22 protein-coding genes and 1 tRNA gene are annotated in these 16,697 nt (G+C 57.2%); 11 read left to right on the top strand and 12 right to left on the bottom strand.

The genetic code is table 11. The annotated features are described in order from the left end of the window. Nucleotides 1-8 precede the first annotated feature (8 nt). From L904_RS00890 to L904_RS00880, 3 genes are all read right to left on the bottom strand, one after another. On the bottom strand, nucleotides 9-527 hold the full coding sequence (locus L904_RS00890) for a GNAT family N-acetyltransferase (protein WP_020808462.1): 519 nt from the start codon (nucleotides 525-527) through the stop codon (nucleotides 9-11). 20 nt (nucleotides 528-547) lie between these two features. After that, nucleotides 548-1,129 carry a helix-turn-helix domain-containing protein gene (locus L904_RS00885; RefSeq protein WP_020808461.1) on the bottom strand — a complete coding sequence of 194 codons (582 nt, stop codon included), beginning with the start codon at nucleotides 1,127-1,129 and terminating at the stop codon, nucleotides 548-550. A 97-nt stretch (nucleotides 1,130-1,226) separates the two neighbouring features. Beyond that, on the bottom strand, nucleotides 1,227-1,628 hold the full coding sequence (locus L904_RS00880; protein ID WP_035264585.1) for a ketosteroid isomerase-related protein: 402 nt from the start codon (nucleotides 1,626-1,628) through the stop codon (nucleotides 1,227-1,229). Nucleotides 1,629-1,701: 73 nt separating this feature from the next. Here L904_RS00880 and L904_RS00875 point away from each other — a divergent pair, with 73 nt between their 5' ends. From L904_RS00875 to lepA, 3 genes are all read left to right on the top strand, one after another. Next, complete coding sequence (locus L904_RS00875) at nucleotides 1,702-2,310, top strand: GNAT family N-acetyltransferase (RefSeq protein ID WP_020808459.1); 609 nt, start codon at nucleotides 1,702-1,704, stop codon at nucleotides 2,308-2,310. Then, the gene (locus L904_RS00870; RefSeq protein WP_020808458.1) at nucleotides 2,307-3,176 is read left to right on the top strand and encodes a carbon-nitrogen hydrolase family protein; all 870 of its coding nucleotides are present in this window, start codon (nucleotides 2,307-2,309) and stop codon (nucleotides 3,174-3,176) included. The genes L904_RS00875 and L904_RS00870 overlap by 4 nt, the downstream gene beginning before the upstream one ends. Nucleotides 3,177-3,237: 61 nt before the next feature. Continuing rightward, the gene (lepA, locus tag L904_RS00865) at nucleotides 3,238-5,076 is read left to right on the top strand and encodes a translation elongation factor 4 (protein ID WP_035264582.1); all 1,839 of its coding nucleotides are present in this window, start codon (nucleotides 3,238-3,240) and stop codon (nucleotides 5,074-5,076) included. A gap of 1 nt (nucleotide 5,077) precedes the next feature. Here lepA and L904_RS00860 read toward each other — a convergent pair whose 3' ends face one another. Continuing rightward, nucleotides 5,078-6,031, bottom strand: coding sequence for a hypothetical protein (locus L904_RS00860; protein ID WP_020808456.1), 954 nt, complete (start codon nucleotides 6,029-6,031; stop codon nucleotides 5,078-5,080). Nucleotides 6,032-6,393: 362 nt separating this feature from the next. Here L904_RS00860 and L904_RS00855 point away from each other — a divergent pair, with 362 nt between their 5' ends. Further along, on the top strand, nucleotides 6,394-6,591 hold the full coding sequence (locus L904_RS00855) for a hypothetical protein (RefSeq protein WP_020808455.1): 198 nt from the start codon (nucleotides 6,394-6,396) through the stop codon (nucleotides 6,589-6,591). A gap of 15 nt (nucleotides 6,592-6,606) precedes the next feature. Further along, nucleotides 6,607-6,834, top strand: coding sequence for a DUF2188 domain-containing protein (locus L904_RS00850; protein WP_020808454.1), 228 nt, complete (start codon nucleotides 6,607-6,609; stop codon nucleotides 6,832-6,834). 63 nt (nucleotides 6,835-6,897) lie between these two features. Here L904_RS00850 and L904_RS00845 read toward each other — a convergent pair whose 3' ends face one another. Then, nucleotides 6,898-7,788 carry an NAD(P)/FAD-dependent oxidoreductase gene (locus tag L904_RS00845; RefSeq protein ID WP_020808453.1) on the bottom strand — a complete coding sequence of 297 codons (891 nt, stop codon included), beginning with the start codon at nucleotides 7,786-7,788 and terminating at the stop codon, nucleotides 6,898-6,900. Between the two features lie 154 nt (nucleotides 7,789-7,942). On the opposite strand from L904_RS00845, the gene L904_RS00840 reads away from it, so the two are divergent. Next, entirely contained in the window at nucleotides 7,943-8,401 is a 459-nt protein-coding gene (locus tag L904_RS00840) for an Rrf2 family transcriptional regulator (protein WP_020808452.1), read from the top strand. Between the two features lie 79 nt (nucleotides 8,402-8,480). On the opposite strand, the gene L904_RS00835 is transcribed toward L904_RS00840, so the two are convergent. Next, nucleotides 8,481-8,798, bottom strand: a complete 318-nt coding sequence (locus L904_RS00835; RefSeq protein WP_003524488.1) for a hypothetical protein — start codon at nucleotides 8,796-8,798, stop codon at nucleotides 8,481-8,483. 72 nt (nucleotides 8,799-8,870) lie between these two features. Continuing rightward, entirely contained in the window at nucleotides 8,871-10,283 is a 1,413-nt protein-coding gene (locus L904_RS00830) for a PLP-dependent aminotransferase family protein (RefSeq protein WP_020808451.1), read from the bottom strand. A 116-nt stretch (nucleotides 10,284-10,399) separates the two neighbouring features. Between L904_RS00830 and L904_RS00825 the strand changes: the two genes are divergently transcribed. Beyond that, a complete protein-coding gene (locus L904_RS00825) occupies nucleotides 10,400-11,275 on the top strand; it encodes a DMT family transporter (protein WP_020808450.1) in 876 nt (291 codons plus the stop codon). A 12-nt stretch (nucleotides 11,276-11,287) separates the two neighbouring features. Here the strand turns inward: L904_RS00825 and L904_RS00820 are convergent, their stop codons facing one another. The 4 genes from L904_RS00820 to L904_RS00805 all read right to left on the bottom strand — a co-directional run bounded on the left by L904_RS00820 (nucleotide 11,288) and on the right by L904_RS00805 (nucleotide 14,139). Beyond that, nucleotides 11,288-12,400 carry a GH25 family lysozyme gene (locus tag L904_RS00820; RefSeq protein WP_035240397.1) on the bottom strand — a complete coding sequence of 371 codons (1,113 nt, stop codon included), beginning with the start codon at nucleotides 12,398-12,400 and terminating at the stop codon, nucleotides 11,288-11,290. Between the two features lie 178 nt (nucleotides 12,401-12,578). Beyond that, entirely contained in the window at nucleotides 12,579-12,767 is a 189-nt protein-coding gene (locus L904_RS00815) for a YegP family protein (protein WP_003507411.1), read from the bottom strand. A gap of 58 nt (nucleotides 12,768-12,825) precedes the next feature. Next, nucleotides 12,826-13,551, bottom strand: coding sequence for a type 1 glutamine amidotransferase (locus L904_RS00810; protein WP_020808447.1), 726 nt, complete (start codon nucleotides 13,549-13,551; stop codon nucleotides 12,826-12,828). A 138-nt stretch (nucleotides 13,552-13,689) separates the two neighbouring features. Next, entirely contained in the window at nucleotides 13,690-14,139 is a 450-nt protein-coding gene (locus L904_RS00805; protein ID WP_020808446.1) for a DoxX family protein, read from the bottom strand. Between the two features lie 145 nt (nucleotides 14,140-14,284). Between L904_RS00805 and L904_RS00800 the strand changes: the two genes are divergently transcribed. Together L904_RS00800 and L904_RS00795 are read left to right on the top strand one after the other, a co-directional pair. Beyond that, nucleotides 14,285-14,590 carry a SelT/SelW/SelH family protein gene (locus tag L904_RS00800; RefSeq protein WP_020808445.1) on the top strand — a complete coding sequence of 102 codons (306 nt, stop codon included), beginning with the start codon at nucleotides 14,285-14,287 and terminating at the stop codon, nucleotides 14,588-14,590. A 119-nt stretch (nucleotides 14,591-14,709) separates the two neighbouring features. Then, nucleotides 14,710-14,796: transfer RNA gene (locus tag L904_RS00795), tRNA-Leu, on the top strand. Between the two features lie 186 nt (nucleotides 14,797-14,982). Here L904_RS00795 and L904_RS00790 read toward each other — a convergent pair. Continuing rightward, nucleotides 14,983-15,366, bottom strand: a complete 384-nt coding sequence (locus L904_RS00790; protein WP_031233864.1) for a pilus assembly protein N-terminal domain-containing protein — start codon at nucleotides 15,364-15,366, stop codon at nucleotides 14,983-14,985. A 441-nt stretch (nucleotides 15,367-15,807) separates the two neighbouring features. On the opposite strand from L904_RS00790, the gene L904_RS00785 reads away from it, so the two are divergent. Continuing rightward, entirely contained in the window at nucleotides 15,808-15,999 is a 192-nt protein-coding gene (locus L904_RS00785) for a Flp family type IVb pilin (protein WP_003524475.1), read from the top strand. 99 nt (nucleotides 16,000-16,098) lie between these two features. After that, complete coding sequence (locus L904_RS00780) at nucleotides 16,099-16,611, top strand: prepilin peptidase (RefSeq protein WP_020810207.1); 513 nt, start codon at nucleotides 16,099-16,101, stop codon at nucleotides 16,609-16,611. Nucleotides 16,612-16,697 lie beyond the last annotated feature (86 nt).

The following is a 16,697-nucleotide window of genomic DNA, read 5'->3' as shown; positions in this document are numbered from 1 at the left end:
TAAGAGGCCTAGCCGATCCGCTTGTAAAACAGGGTCGTGCCGCAAAAGCGTCCATCCGGAAACAAAGCGTAATCGGGGATGACGCCGACCCGCTCCCAGCCGAGATGAGGATAAATCGCCTCGGCATCGCTGCCCGTGGCCGTATCCAGCACCAAAAGGGTACGACCACGTTTCGCCGCCTCCTCTTCCACCTTTTGCATGAGTTTGCGGGCAAGCCCGAGGCCTCTCGCGGACGGATGCACGAGGAGCTTCATCAGATCGCCGCGATGCGGCTGGTTGGGTTTGGAGGCAAGTCCGACCTGAACGGTGCCCACCACCCTGCCATCCACCTCCGCCACCACATGAATGGTGCTGCCCTCGCCTGCCGCTTCTGCAACGGCTTGCCAGAAAGGCTGCGCATCCTGCGGCGAAAAAGGCAACATGAAGCCGACGGATGCGCCGCCGTTCACGCAGGCAGCCAGAACCTGACAGAGTTCGGGCAAGACATCGATGGTCTCTTGTCCGTTCAACACGCGGATGGTGGTCATATGAACTCCTGTCGGGAAAATCAGCGCTGTTTTTGATCCAGCACGACGGCATAACGGGCAGATTTTTCGGAAGGATTGTGGAAGACATGCCCTTCTCCAACAGGCATGAAAAGGCAATCGCCGGGCTCCAGCCGGTGAACGTTTCCGCCGCTCGTCATTTCCAGCACACCTTCGAAAAGCCAGACATATTGCGTCATCCCCCGGCTTGCCGCATGCGGTGGGAAACCCACGCGCGCGCCGGGCGGAAATTCGACTTCGACGATATCGACATCGGATCCCACACGCGGCGGGGAAATGGCGCGGCGGACATAACCGGTCTCCGGATCTTTCCAGAGCTGCTGATCACGCTTTTTCATGAGCGGGGAAACAGCCTCTTCGTTTTCGGCGAAGAAACCGGAAAGCGACAAGCCAAGGGCTGCGCAGATACGGGCCAGCAGCGAGGCCGTGGGGCTCGCTTCTCCACGCTCGATGCGGGAAATCATCGCGCGGCTGACGCCGGATTCGGACGCGAGCCGTTCCAGCGTTAGGCCGTTTTCAGCCCGCAATGTTTTGATCCGCTCGCCGATAGAGCGTTCAAGAATATGATCTTCGTTTTCCATCATATGAGAATTGCACTCTCATATGATGGAGTCAATATCCATGATAGTGGAAATTGATCATCGTGTTTGCCGCCGGTTGCTTGGCAGCAAAATGGGTGTCTCAGGCGCCGACCTGGGCAATCCAGTCGTTCAGATTATAGTAGTTCGTTACTCGACTAACTTTCCCGTCCTTGAGATCAAAGAAGGCACCAGCTGGCAGGACGTATTTCTGGCCATCGGCTTCGGGCAAACCTTCATCGGTTGCGAGATATTCGCCGTTCACGATGAATTCCGCGGAAGCACGCCTGCCGTCTTCGCTCGCCATGATGACCATGTCGGTGAGATTTTCCTTATAGCAGCGGTTCATGTGGTCCATGAAGGAGGCGAAGGCGGCCTTGCCGGTCTGGCGCTTGCCCTGATTAATGTCGTGCACGACCTCATCATGAAGAAGCGCCAGAAAGGCATCCATGTCCTGACGGTTGAAGGCTTCGTAATAGGCGCGGATGGTCTCGGCAGCGGTCATCGTCTTCTCCGTTCAATGCTTGCGCGGGTTTTCCATGACGGTATAACCAGTGCAACCGAAAGTGAAAATGCCCATGACCGTCGAAATCAAGTCTCTTTCCGGCATCGACGCCGTCCCCTATTTCGATGACCTGGCGCGGCTGCGGATCGAAGTATTCCGCGCCTTTCCCTATCTCTATGATGGCTCGCTGGACTATGAGCGCAACTATCTCGCGACCTATGCCGATACGGACGGCGCAGTTTTCGTGCTGGCGCTTGATGACGGCAAAGTGGTCGGCATGTCGACCGGCATGCCGATGGCGGCAGAGACCGAAGAGGTAAAGACGCCCTTCGTCAAAGCGGGTTACGCTCCGGACCGGATATTCTACTTCGGTGAAAGCGTGCTGCTGCCCGGCTATCGCGGCCATGGCGTCGGCGTGCGCTTCTTTGAGGAACGGGAGGCGCATGCAAGGCGGCTCGGCTTCGAGCGGTGCACTTTCTGCGCGGTGGAGCGGCCCGCAGACCATCCACGACGGCCGGCAGACTACGTTCCGCTGAACGCCTTCTGGGAAAAGCGCGGTTATAGCCATCACCCGGAACTGCGCACCAGTTTCACATGGCAGGACCTCGACGAAAGCGTTGAAAGCCCGAAACCGCTGTCCTTCTGGATGAAGACCATTCTTGCCGGAGACGGAGACAAATGACACGCCTCGCCGCCAGCCAATATGCCATCGAGCTGATCGAGACATGGGAGGCTTATGCCGCGCATCTTTCCGCCGTTGTTCGCGAGGCGAAGGAAAAAGGCGCTGAGTTGCTGCTGCTTCCTGAATATTCGGCCATGGCGCTAACCGGGCAATTGCCACCCGCCGCGCGCTCCGATCTGCATCGTTCCATCGAAGAGATACAGCCGTTGATCCCTTCCTGGGTAGAGCTTTGCGAGGAGCTGGCGCGGCAACATCAAATCCTCTTCCAGCCGGGCAGTGCGCCGGTGAAGGATCCGGACGGCCAATTCCGCAACCGCGCATGGCTGTTCGGCCCGGATGGGCTGATCGGTTATCAGGACAAGCAGATCATGACCCGCTTCGAGCGGGAGCAATGGAACATTCATGCCGGCATCGAGGGCCTGAAAGCCTTCGACACGCCGATAGGCAGGCTCGGCATCCTCATCTGTTACGACAACGAGTTCCCGATGCTGGGCCGCAGACTGGCGGAGCTCGGCGTCGAACTCGTTCTCGCCCCCAGCTGCACCGACACGCTGGCGGGCGCTTACCGGGTGCGGATAGGCGCGCAGGCCAGGGCATTGGAAAACCAATATGCCATCCTCTCCTCCCCCACCGCGGGCGAGGCCCCTTGGTCTCCCGCCGTCGATGAGAATCGCGGCCGCGCCGCCCTTTACGTGCCTTCGGACTATGGCATGCCGGCATCCGGTATCGTCGCGGAAAGCGAAAGCGATGCGGTGACACAGCGCACGCTTCTCATCGCCGATATCGATCTTGCCGCCGTCGCAAGGCTTCGCACCGAGGGACAGGTTGCCACCCGGCGCGACTGGCCGGAGCAATTTGCGATCTGAAAAGCCCATTTTAAAAGGCTTTTAACCAAATTCCCGCTTTGCGGTGTGACAAGCCCCTGCTATAGCGCGGGACATGAGCACAAATTCGACCCGCACGCCCCTGGACCATATCCGCAACTTCTCGATCGTTGCCCACATCGATCACGGCAAATCGACGCTGGCCGACCGGCTGATCCAGTCGACGGGCGGCCTTGCCGAGCGCGACATGTCGGAACAGGTTCTCGATTCGATGGATATCGAGCGCGAGCGCGGCATCACCATCAAGGCCCAGACCGTGCGCCTGCACTACAAGGCGAATAACGGCGAGACCTATGTGCTGAACCTCATCGACACGCCCGGCCACGTCGACTTTGCCTACGAAGTGTCCCGCTCGCTTTCGGCCTGCGAAGGCTCGCTGCTGGTGGTCGATGCATCGCAGGGTGTGGAAGCCCAGACGCTCGCCAACGTCTATCAGGCCATCGACAATAATCACGAGCTGGTCACCGTGCTCAACAAGATCGACCTGCCGGCGGCCGAACCCGACCGTATCAAGGAGCAGATCGAAGAGGTGATCGGCATCGACGCCTCCGACGCCGTGATGATTTCCGCCAAGACCGGTCTTGGCATTCCCGACGTTCTGGAGGCCATCGTCAACCGTCTGCCGCCGCCGAAGAGCGAAGTCGGCGAAAACGGACCGCTGAAGGCGCTGCTGGTCGATAGCTGGTACGACACCTATCTCGGCGTCATGGTTCTGGTGCGCGTCATCGATGGCGTGCTGAGCAAGGGCCAGCAGATTCGCATGATGGGTTCGGGCGCGAAATACGGCATCGAACGCGTTGGCGTGCTGACCCCGAAGATGGTCAATGTCGACAGCCTCGGCCCCGGCGAGATCGGTTTCATCACCGCCTCAATCAAGGAAGTCGCCGATACGCGTGTTGGCGATACGATTACCGATGACAAGCGCCCGACGGCGCAGGCCCTGCCCGGCTTCAAGCCGGCGCAGCCCGTTGTGTTCTGCGGCCTGTTCCCGGTCGATGCGGCCGACTTCGAAGATTTGCGCGCGGCGGTGGGCAAGCTTCGCCTCAACGACGCCTCCTTCTCCTTCGAAATGGAATCCTCCGCCGCCCTCGGCTTCGGTTTCCGCTGCGGCTTCCTCGGCCTGCTGCATCTCGAAATCATTCAGGAACGTCTCGAACGCGAGTTCAATCTCGATCTCGTCGCGACGGCACCTTCGGTCGTCTATGAAATGACGCTGACCGATGGCACGGAGAAGGAACTTCACAACCCGGCCGACATGCCCGACGTGGTGAAGATCAAGGAAATCCGCGAGCCGTGGATCAAGGCGACGATCATGACGCCGGACGAATATCTCGGCGGCATCCTGAAACTCTGTCAGGACCGGCGCGGCCTGCAGACGGAGCTGACCTATGTCGGCAACCGTGCGATGATCACCTATGAACTGCCGCTCAACGAAGTGGTGTTCGATTTCTACGACCGGCTGAAATCCATCTCCAAGGGTTACGCCTCCTTCGATTACAACATCATCGATTACCGCGAAGGCGATCTCGTCAAGATGTCGATCCTCGTCAATGGCGATCCTGTTGATGCGCTCTCCATGCTGGTTCACCGCTCGGCGGCCGACCGGCGCGGACGCGGCATGTGCGAAAAGCTCAAGGAACTCATTCCGCCGCACATGTTCCAGATCCCGATCCAGGCGGCCATCGGCGGCAAGGTCATCGCCCGCGAAACCGTACGCGCGCTGCGCAAGGACGTGACGGCGAAATGTTATGGCGGCGACGCGACGCGCAAACGCAAGCTTCTGGACAAACAGAAGGAAGGCAAGAAGCGCATGCGCCAGTTCGGCAAGGTGGAAATTCCGCAGGAAGCCTTCATCGCCGCTTTGAAGATGAACGACGAATAAGCTAAGTCGACTTTTTTTCGAGCCTTTGGATCTTAAAGTCGAGATAATCTCGAATGAATTCGTAGCGCGCTACCGTTGCTTTGCCACGGTAGCGTATTCGTATCTCATCGCCACCATCATCGATCAAGCTCTCCTCGCTCCACCCTTCCGGTACCTGACTATCGCTATCAGGTAAATCACGCACAGGAGGCGAAACTACTTTTTCTGATACATTACCGGTCTCTTGAACAACGACCTGTCCTATCTCCACTCCAGTTTTTTCACCTTCGAGGAAAACCCATAGGCGTCCTTCATGTTCCTGAATTTTCTCAACCCGCTTTGGCTCTTTTAGCTGGAATGCGCCGCCAATTTCTACTTGAACAAAATCGCCAACTTTAGCCCCTATTTTTGCTTGAGGCGAAACCTCCTGTTGGTTGTTACTGTCAGCGCCCGCTTCGCTGTTTATATTGGCAAATGATAAAGTTGCCCGATAAACACGAAGCACTTCATATGCAGCCTTGTCGGTAAATACTCCTCCGTGTTCATGCCCCCTATCGGACGTGAGATAGTAAAGAGGAACGCTGTCGTTCAGCCCAACAGCATCGCCAAAACGGGACCAAAGCTCAGAAAATATCGGAGGATTGAGCGCTGCTGCCTTTAATCCTTGCCGCACTTTCTCTTGTGGGGCATGTGGATTTAGAATTCCTTGAGCAAGCGTGGACACGCGCATTTTCCGTGCTGGGCCGGAAACATTTTCGAGCAAACCATACTGCAGCAACGTAGCAAACGTTTGGATCGTCGCGCTGCTCGTCACCGGTTTTCCATATGCCTTCGCTAGAACCTCCCTTGGTTGCGGGTGGTCACGAATCTCTGTAAAAATTCGTTTCGTTCTTTCTATCGCCAGATCCAGCGATATGTAAGGATACGCAGGACTACGCTGTTGCGGCGCTAATTTCCCGTTTTCTTCATCAGCCATAACATTCCTCAAAACCACTATCACTCATTATCGCGATAATTTTTACATCCTACCCGAATGTTTATTGCCAAGCAACCCGAATGATATTATCAAATGAAAGAGATCAGGAGAATCGCAATGATTAGAAGAGGGGCAGCCAACCACACCCAAGAGCACCGTCGCGGTTGGCAGTAACAAAAAGGGCCACAAAGCAGGAAGGCTGGTACCCGACCTGAAATGTGACCCATGGTGTCAGCGGACAAGCCCAAATCCGTTGGACGGAATAACTGGGAATGCCGATATCTGAAGCACTTAACACTTTCAGAATCGCATTTTCCGGTCTCCGTTTCAAGAGGGCATTCCGTCGTAGTCAGGAGAATATAATGACCAACGACAATATGCCGAGCTACACGCTCACTTTTGATGACGCCATCCAGATTTGGCTTCGCCACTGGAAGGGTGAATTCCAGAACCGGATTGCAGCGAGTTTCGATGTCAATCCGGGCCGCGTTAATGATGTCCTTAAAGAGCGGAAACATGTCGGCAGCCGTGAAGCGGCCCTCTCCCGGCGTTCCGCGTGACGAAAGGTTCTGAACATGACGAATAAACGCAATCAGCACGTTGTTCCTCATCCCGATGGCTGGGCCGTAAAAGGTGCCGGCGCAGAACGGGCAACGAGGGTGGTGGAAACCCAACGTGAAGCAATCGATATTGCCCGCGGAATCGCACAAAATCAGGCAACGGAAATGCTGGTTCACGGAGAGAACGGTCGCATCCGCGAGCGTAACTCCTATGGCAATGATCCGTTTCCGCCCGAGGGCTGATTGATCTTTTTACTGGTGCTGGTGGCCTCCCAAGGCCACCAGTTTTATCAATTCCTTTTATTCTCATATCTCCGGAAACAGGATCGACCGGTGAGCCGCAGCACCCGCCATGGCGCCGTCTCCCACCGAAAGGGCGACCGAGCCGGCGGGCCTTGCCACATCACCGCAGGCGAAGATGCCGCGGGCGGTGGTCTGTTTCATGGGATCTGTCACGATGGTCGATCCCATCGGCCCCTCCTCCACGGCGCAGCCAAGTTTTTCCAGCCAGTTCGAGGCGATACCCAATTTCGGCTGGGTGAAAAGGCCAGCCAATGCGATGCTGCGTCCATCCGCCAGAACAACATCCGCATGCCCCGTAATTTCCCGGATGCGGGTTGTTTCCACCCGCACGCCCCGGTCCGACAACAATGCCTGCTGATCCCCATCCGGCTCGAATACGCCATTGGTGAAAAAGGTCGTCTCGCCCCAGTCGGGCAGCATCAATGCGTGGTGAATGGCCAAAGGTGAAGCCGCGATGACGCCGATCTTTTCCTGATTGAGCTCGTAACCATGGCAATAGGGGCAATGGAAGACCGAAGAGCCCCAACGCTCTTTCAGCCCGGCAATAGCAGGCAATTCATCGGTGACCCCCATGGCGAGGATCAGCCGGTCCGCTGTCTCACGGCGTTTGCCATCGATCTCGACTACAAAATCGCCGAAGGAGCCTTCGGCATCGGTCACCCTGCCCTCAGCCCAATCTATGGTCGGGTAACGTTCGATCTGGCGGCGCGCCTCGGCGATAATTTCACCCGGCGCCTTGCCATCCTGGCCGAGAAAACCGTGGGAATGGCTGGCGAAACGGTTTCTCCGTTCACCGGCATCCACCACCAGAATGTTTTTTCTGGCGCGTCCAAGCTGCAGGGCGGCCGAGAGGCCGGCATAGCTGCCGCCGATAATGATGACGTCGAATTTCATGATGCACCCATCGTTTCAGGAAAGAGGCGGAAGTGCCCGTTCATTTCACGATACTTATATTGTTACGTGATTTTCGGAGTCAATAGTCACGCAACTTATATTGTTACGTCACCCCGAAAGTGATAGCTTCAGTGTAAACAGACGGGTTTGGACAATGAGACACGACACGCGCCTTTCACGGGTGCTGCATATTCTGATCCATATGGAAAATCATAAGGGTGCGGCGACATCCGAGAGCATCGCGGCGATGCTTCAGACCAATCCGGTGGTGGTGCGCAGGACAATGGCCGGCTTGCGCGAGCATGGTTATGTCTCGTCGGAAAAAGGCCATGGCGGCGGGTGGGTGCTGGCGCGGCCGCTCAGCGAAATCACGCTGCTCGATATTTACCGGGCGCTTGGCGCGCCGGAGCTATTCTCAATCGGGCTGGCGGGCGACAACCCGAACTGCGTCATCGAACAGGCCGTCAATGCAGCACTTTTCGACGCCATGAAAGAGGCGGAAAACATTCTGCTGTCCCGTTTCGGAAGCATTGCCCTTTCGCAACTGGCACAGGAGTCCATCAGCCGCTGGTCCAGGGTTTCCAACCACCCTTCCGCGATGGAGCAGCTTTAAGGGGCGGGCAACCGTCCTCCTCTCGCAAAGAAAAACCGCCTGCCCGGAGGCAGGCGGTTTTATCATATCAGTAGGCCCGTTACGGCTGGGTCTGCGTGCCGCCCGTATTCGGGCTTGCCGGTGCGGTGTTGTTCGCAGGCGGTGTTGCCGGAGCGGTCGGAGCCATGGGCGCCGGTGCCTGATCCGTTGCCGCAGGCGGCGTGGTGGAGGATGTCGTGGCCGGATCGGTGGTGGGGCCGCTCATCTGCGACCAGGCGAAAACGCCCACCAATACGACGACGATGATCGCCAACCACGGCACCCAGGACGACGACGTGCGGGCACGCGGTTCATTGCTGATATTCACTTCCGGACGAAGATCGCGGTCCGGACGCGGGTTGTTGGGATCGAATGTCATGGTGTTTCCTCCTCTTCATTCTGCGGAGAAAACGACGTTCACGGGATTTTGTTCCGATTCCTTCCAGAACGCTTACAACCGACAAGGTTCGGGCACTTGCTGAAGCGCCTCCGCCAGCACCGTCATGACCTGCGGACCTGCCATTTGCGACACATTGAAACGCATGAAACCGGAGGCGTTCTGCGAGGAACTGAACACATTGCCGGGGGCCAGCACCACCTGCCGCGAAAGCGCGCGGCGCGCCACATCGGCGGCATCAACCCCGTCCGGCAGGCGGCACCATAAAAACATGCCCGCCTGCGGTTCGATCCACGGCACACATCCGGCCGACCTCAGACGCGCCGCCACCTCCGGCATCGTTGCCGCAAGACGTTGCCTCAGCGCCTCGACATGCTTGCGGTAACTGCCATCGGTCAAGAGCGAGAGGATCAGCGCCGCCGAAAAATGCGTTCCGCCAAAAGTGGTGGCGATCTTGAGATCGGTCAGGGCCTCCACCCATGCGGCGGGTGCTGCAATGAAACCGCACCGCACGGAGGCCGACAGTGTTTTTGAAAAACTGCCTATCTGGACAACGCGGTTCAGACCATCGAAGGCCGCCAGCCGGGGCGCGGCCTGGGTTTCGAAATCGGCAAAAATATCATCCTCGATGATGGTCAGCCCCACCTGCTCGGCGAGCATCAGCAGGCGATGGGCGGAAACGGCGGAAAGCCTTGCACCTGTCGGATTATGGATTGCGGAATTGGTGATATAAAGCCGGGGCTGATGGTCTTTCAGCGCCTGCTCGAAGAGTGCCAGATCCGGTCCGGTCGGCGTATAGGGAACACCGACGATCTTCACCCGATGCGCCCGCAACAGAGCGTGGAAATTGAAATAACAGGGGTCATCGACAATAACCGTATCCCCCGGCTGCAGCAGGAAACGGCACAGAAGATCGATCGCCTGCGTGCCGGAATCGGTGAGCATGATCTGGCTGGCGCCCACCTGCACCCCGTGTTCGGCCAGCCGGCGCGACAGCAGCTGCCGCAGCGGCAGCAGCCCCATCGGGTTGCCATAATCCGTCAGCAGGGCGGCGTCGGCGCGGGCAAGCCCGCGCGTCGCCCGCCTCAACGCCTCCTGCGGCATCCACGATGCGGGAAGCCAGCCGCAACCGGGTTTGGCGAGAACGGAACCTTCATCCAGCGCCTGCCGCGAGACCCATAAAGGATCCACCGCCCTATCAAGCTGCGGCTCGATATGGGCGAGCGACAGGGGCGCAAGCGGGCCCGAAACAAAAAAACCGGAGCCGGGGCGCGAGCTTATCGTACCATCCGCCACGAGCCGGTCATAAGCCTCGACAATGGTGGAGGTGGAAACCTGCATGGTCTTCGCCAGCGCCCTGACCGACGGCAGGCGCGCGCCCGGCACGAGGCTGCGCGAGGCGATGCGTTGTCGCACACTTGCCATCACCTTTTCTATGCGCGTGCCCGCAGCGACTTGTCCGTCCAAACTTTCCTCCAACTGTACCGCTTGTGATACCATAACAGTTTGTTGAAATTGTATATGATTGTCGCTGTTCCTGCCAGCCATTCGGGATCAAGAAAGGCAAAACGCAGGAGTTGACAATGGACAAGACGACGAGCGGCTGGCTGAGCGGCCTGACAGGCGTGGTGATATTCAGCGGTTCGCTGCCCGCGACACGCATTGCGGTAACGGGTTTCGATCCGGTGTTCCTGACTGTCGCCCGCGCCAGCATTGCCGGCCTGCTGGCGATGGCACTGCTGTTTCTGTTCAGGCAAAGGCGCCCGGCGCGCGATGATCTGACATCGCTTTTCATCGTCTCGCTCGGTGTCGTGGTGGGCTTCCCGTTATTGACCGCGCTCGCCCTGCGGCATGTCACCTCGGCGCATTCCATCGTTTTCGTGGGGCTCTTGCCGCTCGCGACAGCAATCTTCGCCGTGCTGCGCGGCGGAGAACGCCCACGCCCGGTGTTCTGGTTCTTTTCCTGTCTTGGAAGCGCGCTTGTTGCAGGGTTTTCGCTGTCGAATTCGTTTGCCGCCGGGATCGAGGCCTCACTGGCCGGCGATCTTCTGATGCTCGGCGCAATCATCGTCTGCGGGCTCGGCTATGCGGAGGGTGCTGCCCTTTCCCGTAAGCTGGGCGGCTGGCAGGTCATTTCCTGGGCGCTGGTTCTTTCCCTGCCGGTAATGCTGCCGCTTGCTTTCTTCACCGGGCCGGAAACGCTTGCCGGCATCGACCCGCAGGCCTGGGCTGGCCTTGCCTATGTCTCGCTGTTTAGCATGCTGATCGGCTTCATATTCTGGTATCGCGGGCTGGCGCTTGGCGGCATCGCAGCCGTCGGCCAGCTGCAATTGCTTCAGCCCTTCTTCGGGCTCGCGCTTGCCGCAACCCTGCTGCATGAGGAGGTGAGCCCGGCCATGATCGCCGTTACGCTTGTGGTGGTGCTTTGTGTTGCAGGCGCGCGAAAATTCGCGCGCTGACGGCCGCCATCGTCAGCTCGAACGGCGGTCCACCCAGCGATGCCATGCATCCTCACTGCCGTTGAAGACATTGAGATCGATGCGGCCATCGACGCCATGTGACAGGCCGGAACCGGAATATTGCCAGAACAGCCACTTGCGGCCGGGATAAACCACTGACGGATGCTGGGCGACGGCGCGCAGCCAGAAGGGATAATCCTGGAATTCGCCCTGGAGGTTGTCCTTGTAAAAATCGGGCGCCGTATAAATGATCGGCCGCTGGCCGTAATGGCGCTCTAGCTTGTCCATGAAGACGCGCATCTTTTCCAGAACGCGTTCACGGGAATGGCGCATCTTGCAACTCGATTCGCCGTTATATTCCACGTCGATAACCGGCGGCAGGGCGTCCGGGTCGCGCGGTACATTACGAATGAACCAGTCCGCCTGTTCGCTGGCGTTGCGGCACCAGTAGAAGAAGTGGTAAGCGCCGCGGCGAATGCCCGCCTCCTTCGCACGCTGCCAGTTGGTGCGGAACATCGGATCGAGATGATCGCCGCCATCCGTCGCCTTGATGAAGGCGAAATTTGCGCCGCGCGTGCGCAGCTGCGGCCAATTTATATTGGCCTGCCAGCGGGACACATCCACGCCATGGACCTGAAAATGACGCGGCTGGACCCTGCCGAAATTGATCGGCTTCGCATCGCTGAAGCTGGAGCGGAAAATGCGGGAGCGTATCTGTGCACCGGCGCTCGCCGCCGGGGCCGCAGCCATAGCCAACTGTACCGGACGCTCCATCTGGTTGATCGTGGGGCGCTCCGCCGGCCGCACCATTCCCGCCGCCTGTGACGGAACCGGCAAACGGATTTCAGGTGCATTCTGCGTTAACGACGCCCTGGGGGTGACAGCGGAAAAGGCCTTGGGTTCGTCAGGCACCGGCCCGCCCCATGCCAAAACTTCCTGCCGTGGTTGAGCGGCGATGGCCTGGGTACCGACGCCTGCCTGCGGCACCGGTGCGGATGGCGTAACCGAACTCGTCGTTTCCTTCGAGGGCAAGCCGGCCATCAGGCTTTCCGGCCCGGAACTGGACGTGCAGCCTCCAAGCAGGAAGCAACCGAAGAAAAGTGCTGGCACAGCCGATGAACGCATGAGAACCCGTACGCAAAACAAATCGGGGGCACTCTGATGCCGCCCGGAGACCTCGAAATACAAATGCTAACGGAAGATTATCAAAAAAGACTGAATCTTATCTTTACGTCGGCACCCGCCGATGCGCTCGTCATTTCTGGCAGGCGAAACGGTTCGAGTTCTCGCGCGGCGGCGCGGCTCAGGCCGTCATGGCGGTCAGATCGACAGTGTCGGCGCCGGGGGAGTTTCTCTTGATCGATTCGATCGCATGGATGGCCGAAGCCTTCGCCTGGTATCCTTCCGACGAGAACATTGTTTCCCCGTTGGATGCCTTGAAGCGGAAACGATATTCGCCGGCCTTGTCCTGATAGATTTCGAATTTGTACATGATCTTTGCGCCTCCTTTCGCGCGGTAGTCCATCAGCCGCAACTCTGTTCGGCCTCGATCACTTTCGCAACGGAAAATCGGCGATCTGAATGAGCCGTACCCAGGCTCGAGCGATCTCCAGCCCGGCTGCATCGGCCATTTCTGCGCGCAAGCCACGGTGGTCACAATAATTCTCCAGCCAGCCCGGCGACATTCTTTCGACGGAAGCAGGAAACGCCTGACACCAGCCGTCAACCACGGCGGTAGAGGCCTCGAAATGGAATTGCGTGCCATAGACCGCACGGCCGATGCGAAAGGCCTGATTTCGTGTCGCGCCATTGGTCGCAAGCCGCGTGGCGTCCGGCGGAAGCGTAAATGTATCGCAATGCCACTGAAAAATCGGGAAGGTCTTTTCCAGCCCGGCCAATAGCGGATCGGACACGCCCTCTTCCGTCAGGGAGACATCCTGCCAGCCGAATTCCGGCGGCCCCGAGAGAATATTCTCTCCGCCATAGGCGCGCGCCAGCAACTGGCTGCCGAGGCACACACCCATGACCGCTTTACCAGCATCGCCAAAGGCTTTCATGAGAAGGGCGAGATCGGCCAGATAGGGATAAAGCGCATCGTCAAGCGCGTTCTGTTCGCCGCCCAGAACGACAAGCGCATCATGGTCGGCGGCATCCCTTGGGAGAGGCTCACCCGCATAGGCGCGGATCACATGGATTTCCGCCGCCGCTTCTTCCAGCGCTACGCCGAGTTGCCCATGCGGCGTACCCGCCATGTTTTCTATGATTGCGACGCGCATAAAACCTCGTGGAGACGACAATGGATTCAACCGGCCAAGAGTGCCGATCGAATCCAGCTTCACCACGAGAAAAATCGATTTTCAAGAGCCGCGGCGTCGTCAGTGCGACGACAAACGGATGACCTGACCTGATGCGCCTTAGAATTCACGCGCCAGCTTTGCGTCTGCGGAATGCCGGTTGCCACCACGAACGGCAAAGAACAGGAAAATCGTGGCCCAAAGGATCGATTTTTCCGCGCCGCCCAGACCTTCCGCCTTTACGATGCCGTGAAAATAAACCGTTACCAAAAGAACGATCATGGCCGCGAAAGATGCCGGCCGTGTGAACAGGCCGATGGCGACCAGAATGCCGCCGAAAAATTCTGTGGCAGCAAGCAGCGGCGACCAGAAGACGCCGGGATAAAAACCGAGGCTCTCCACCATGCCGACCGCGCCGAAAGGATTGACGATCTTGCCGAACCCATGGGTGACGAGGAGAAGCCCGGCCGTAACGCGCAGGATCGTCTCCACCAGATCGTGTGTCGCATTGTAAAGCGGTGCGAACGCCGGAACGAAAAGACGCTGACGATTATTCTCGAACTGGGCCATAGGATCTCCACGTTTCAGCCTTCGACAGCTTCTCTGTTCGCAAAGCCGCATGATAAGAACAAGCGTACGCCCGGTAAAAACATGAGTATTATAGTTGACATTATCGTGAACATTATTGCCGTCAGGCAGTGAAGGAGACGTGAGGATGACCGAGACCAAACCCCGCATAACCATCCGCTATTGCACGCAATGCAACTGGCTGCTTCGGGCAGGCTGGATGGCGCAGGAAATCCTGCAGACCTTCGCTTCCGATGTCGGCGAAGTCAGCCTCGTTCCCTCAACCGGCGGTCTGTTCGAGATCACCGTGGACGGCACGACCATATGGGAACGCAAACGCGATGGCGGTTTTCCTGGCCCCAAAGAACTCAAGCAGAGAATCCGTGACATCATCGACCCGCAGCGCGACCTCGGCCATGTGGACAGAACGAAGCATGAAGGGCTCGACACCTGATCCGGCGACATGTTTCAACAGCCCCAACCAAGTTTTTTCCCTTTAAAATCAATGATCGTCATAAAAGTTCAAAAAGTCTGTTGACACCGGGCGGCTGCCCTCGTACATCGCTCTCCGTCGCCCAGATGGCGGAATTGGTAGACGCGCCAGCTTCAGGTGCTGGTACTCGCAAGGGTGTGGAGGTTCGAGTCCTCTTCTGGGCACCATTCCATTTTTGATCTTAGCCAGATCAAGAACTTAGCCGAAAAAACAGCAACATATAGCCGACCGGTAAACGCCGGGAAGCGTGTTGCTTTTTCGTCTTTTCCACTTACATAAAAGCTACGAACAGGCCGCTTCCTTTTTTGTCGGAAGGCCTGTTGTCCTGTCTGAAATATGATCGACCTTGCCTGTTATGGCTGAGCGTCTTTGTCGCCACTATTTTGCGAATGCTGTTCGCAATTCGGCGTACAGGACAGAACGGTTCGCTCCGTCTGGCGGAAAACACGCACCGTATTGCCCTCGTCGATGGAGACGAGAATGCGTTCATCCACGATTGGATTGCCATCGGCATCCAGAAGCACGAGATTGGTCGTGCCGAAACTGCGACCTGTCAGAACAATCGTGGTGGCATCGGCAACCGTGGCATCGGCGACTTTGGAGTTGCCGACGATAACCTTGCTGACGGCACGGTCGAGACGAAGGACACGGGCGTGATTCATCGAAACGCGCAATATGTCATCCTCAGCAAAAGCGGGCTGCAGCGAACCCGATATAAAGACGGACAAGCCGACCACAATTTTCGCCAGTTTTCCGAATGACACGCGTTTGGCCCTTGCTCACTACCCGCACTTTATTGCTCCACAGAATGCGCGGTTTTAGTGAATGAAGCGTTAAATGGCAAAAATCCGCAATGAGGATGGTAACCATTCGTAATGTATTGATATTTTCACGTCTCTCCGCCCCGCGTCAAAACTGAACAGCTGCGCCTCTTTCAACCGAAACTTAGCCGGACGAGAGAAATGGCCAGCGTCTGAATATATTTGTTTATCAGCAAATATAAAAATGCAGACAATACTTTTCGTTTTTATTTACCAAGAGAAACTCATCCTGCCGTTTACTTTGAGTTAATCGTTTTTTTTAAGCGCTTGGAAATCGCTCCGTTGTAGTTTGAACCCAACCGAACAACGGAGAACAGTTGTCGGCGTGCTGAACCAACACAAGTTAGGAGAGACCCTATGACCAAGATTTTCGCTCGTTTCCTGAAAGACGAATCCGGTGCCACTGCAATCGAATATGGTTTGATTGCTGCACTTATTTCCGTTGGCATTATCGGTGGTACAACGGCAGTCGGCGGTAAGCTGAAAGACACTTTCACTTTCATCAGCACCTCGTTCACGAACTCGAAAGCCTCTACCGGCGGCGTTTGATTGATAAAAAGTATAATGCAGGTGATTTACCCAGAATTGGGAAATCACCTGCATTTGCTATTCTTCCAGCTGAATTGGATAGATTAAGGCAGGGTAATCATGATCGTCGCAGCGATTTTTCTTATTGTCCCGCTCTGCCTCAGTTTCGCGGCCTTGAACGATCTTTTCAGCATGACGATCCCCAACTCGATAACCGTCGTGCTCTTGCTATCTTTCGCTTTCGTTGCGCCCCTGTCGGGAATGGATTTGCAGACTTTTATCTTAAGTCTCGCAGGCGGCCTCGCCGTTTTTCTCTGCTGTTTTGTGCTCTTCGCTGCCAATGTCATGGGTGGAGGAGACGCAAAACTGTTGACTGGAGCGGCAGTCTGGTACGGCTTCAACATTTCTCTCATAGAATTTTTACTTGCGGTGACGCTGATCGGCGGCGCATTGACAGTTGGCATACTACTGCTGAGATCACGGTCCCAGGAAATCATAGCCATCGGCATACCGATCCCTGATTCCCTTATGGTTGCAAAGAAGATTCCATACGGTATCGGTATCGCTGCAGCGGGGCTTCTGACCTATGGGAATTGCCCCCTCGTAAAAGCGGCGATCACAAGCCTATACTAGATCAGGATTTCGATCCCAATCGTTTATAGAATTGTTAACTACAAATCCAAGCACACTATTAACCATAATTATACCAATCGCGCGTC

Source organism: Agrobacterium sp. LY4 (assembly GCF_001526585.1).
Lineage (GTDB): Bacteria > Pseudomonadota > Alphaproteobacteria > Rhizobiales > Rhizobiaceae > Agrobacterium > Agrobacterium leguminum.
Note: the sequence above shows the minus strand (reverse complement) of the source record. Positions and strands in the feature narration are given on the sequence as shown.

Coding starts and splice junctions, on each gene's coding strand:
- L904_RS00835 (WP_003524488.1), bottom strand. CDS start 8,798: ATGACATTCGATCCCAACAACCCGCGTCCGGACCGCGATCTTCGTCCG.
- L904_RS00875 (WP_020808459.1), top strand. CDS start 1,702: ATGACCGTCGAAATCAAGTCTCTTTCCGGCATCGACGCCGTCCCCTAT.
- L904_RS00815 (WP_003507411.1), bottom strand. CDS start 12,767: ATGTACAAATTCGAAATCTATCAGGACAAGGCCGGCGAATATCGTTTC.
- L904_RS00800 (WP_020808445.1), top strand. CDS start 14,285: ATGACCGAGACCAAACCCCGCATAACCATCCGCTATTGCACGCAATGC.
- L904_RS00855 (WP_020808455.1), top strand. CDS start 6,394: ATGACCAACGACAATATGCCGAGCTACACGCTCACTTTTGATGACGCC.
- L904_RS00860 (WP_020808456.1), bottom strand. CDS start 6,031: ATGGCTGATGAAGAAAACGGGAAATTAGCGCCGCAACAGCGTAGTCCT.
- L904_RS00820 (WP_035240397.1), bottom strand. CDS start 12,400: ATGCGTTCATCGGCTGTGCCAGCACTTTTCTTCGGTTGCTTCCTGCTT.
- L904_RS00870 (WP_020808458.1), top strand. CDS start 2,307: ATGACACGCCTCGCCGCCAGCCAATATGCCATCGAGCTGATCGAGACA.
- L904_RS00845 (WP_020808453.1), bottom strand. CDS start 7,788: ATGAAATTCGACGTCATCATTATCGGCGGCAGCTATGCCGGCCTCTCG.
- L904_RS00850 (WP_020808454.1), top strand. CDS start 6,607: ATGACGAATAAACGCAATCAGCACGTTGTTCCTCATCCCGATGGCTGG.
- L904_RS00780 (WP_020810207.1), top strand. CDS start 16,099: ATGATCGTCGCAGCGATTTTTCTTATTGTCCCGCTCTGCCTCAGTTTC.
- L904_RS00890 (WP_020808462.1), bottom strand. CDS start 527: ATGACCACCATCCGCGTGTTGAACGGACAAGAGACCATCGATGTCTTG.
- L904_RS00805 (WP_020808446.1), bottom strand. CDS start 14,139: ATGGCCCAGTTCGAGAATAATCGTCAGCGTCTTTTCGTTCCGGCGTTC.
- L904_RS00840 (WP_020808452.1), top strand. CDS start 7,943: ATGAGACACGACACGCGCCTTTCACGGGTGCTGCATATTCTGATCCAT.
- L904_RS00785 (WP_003524475.1), top strand. CDS start 15,808: ATGACCAAGATTTTCGCTCGTTTCCTGAAAGACGAATCCGGTGCCACT.
- L904_RS00885 (WP_020808461.1), bottom strand. CDS start 1,129: ATGATGGAAAACGAAGATCATATTCTTGAACGCTCTATCGGCGAGCGG.
- L904_RS00810 (WP_020808447.1), bottom strand. CDS start 13,551: ATGCGCGTCGCAATCATAGAAAACATGGCGGGTACGCCGCATGGGCAA.
- L904_RS00880 (WP_035264585.1), bottom strand. CDS start 1,628: ATGACCGCTGCCGAGACCATCCGCGCCTATTACGAAGCCTTCAACCGT.
- L904_RS00825 (WP_020808450.1), top strand. CDS start 10,400: ATGGACAAGACGACGAGCGGCTGGCTGAGCGGCCTGACAGGCGTGGTG.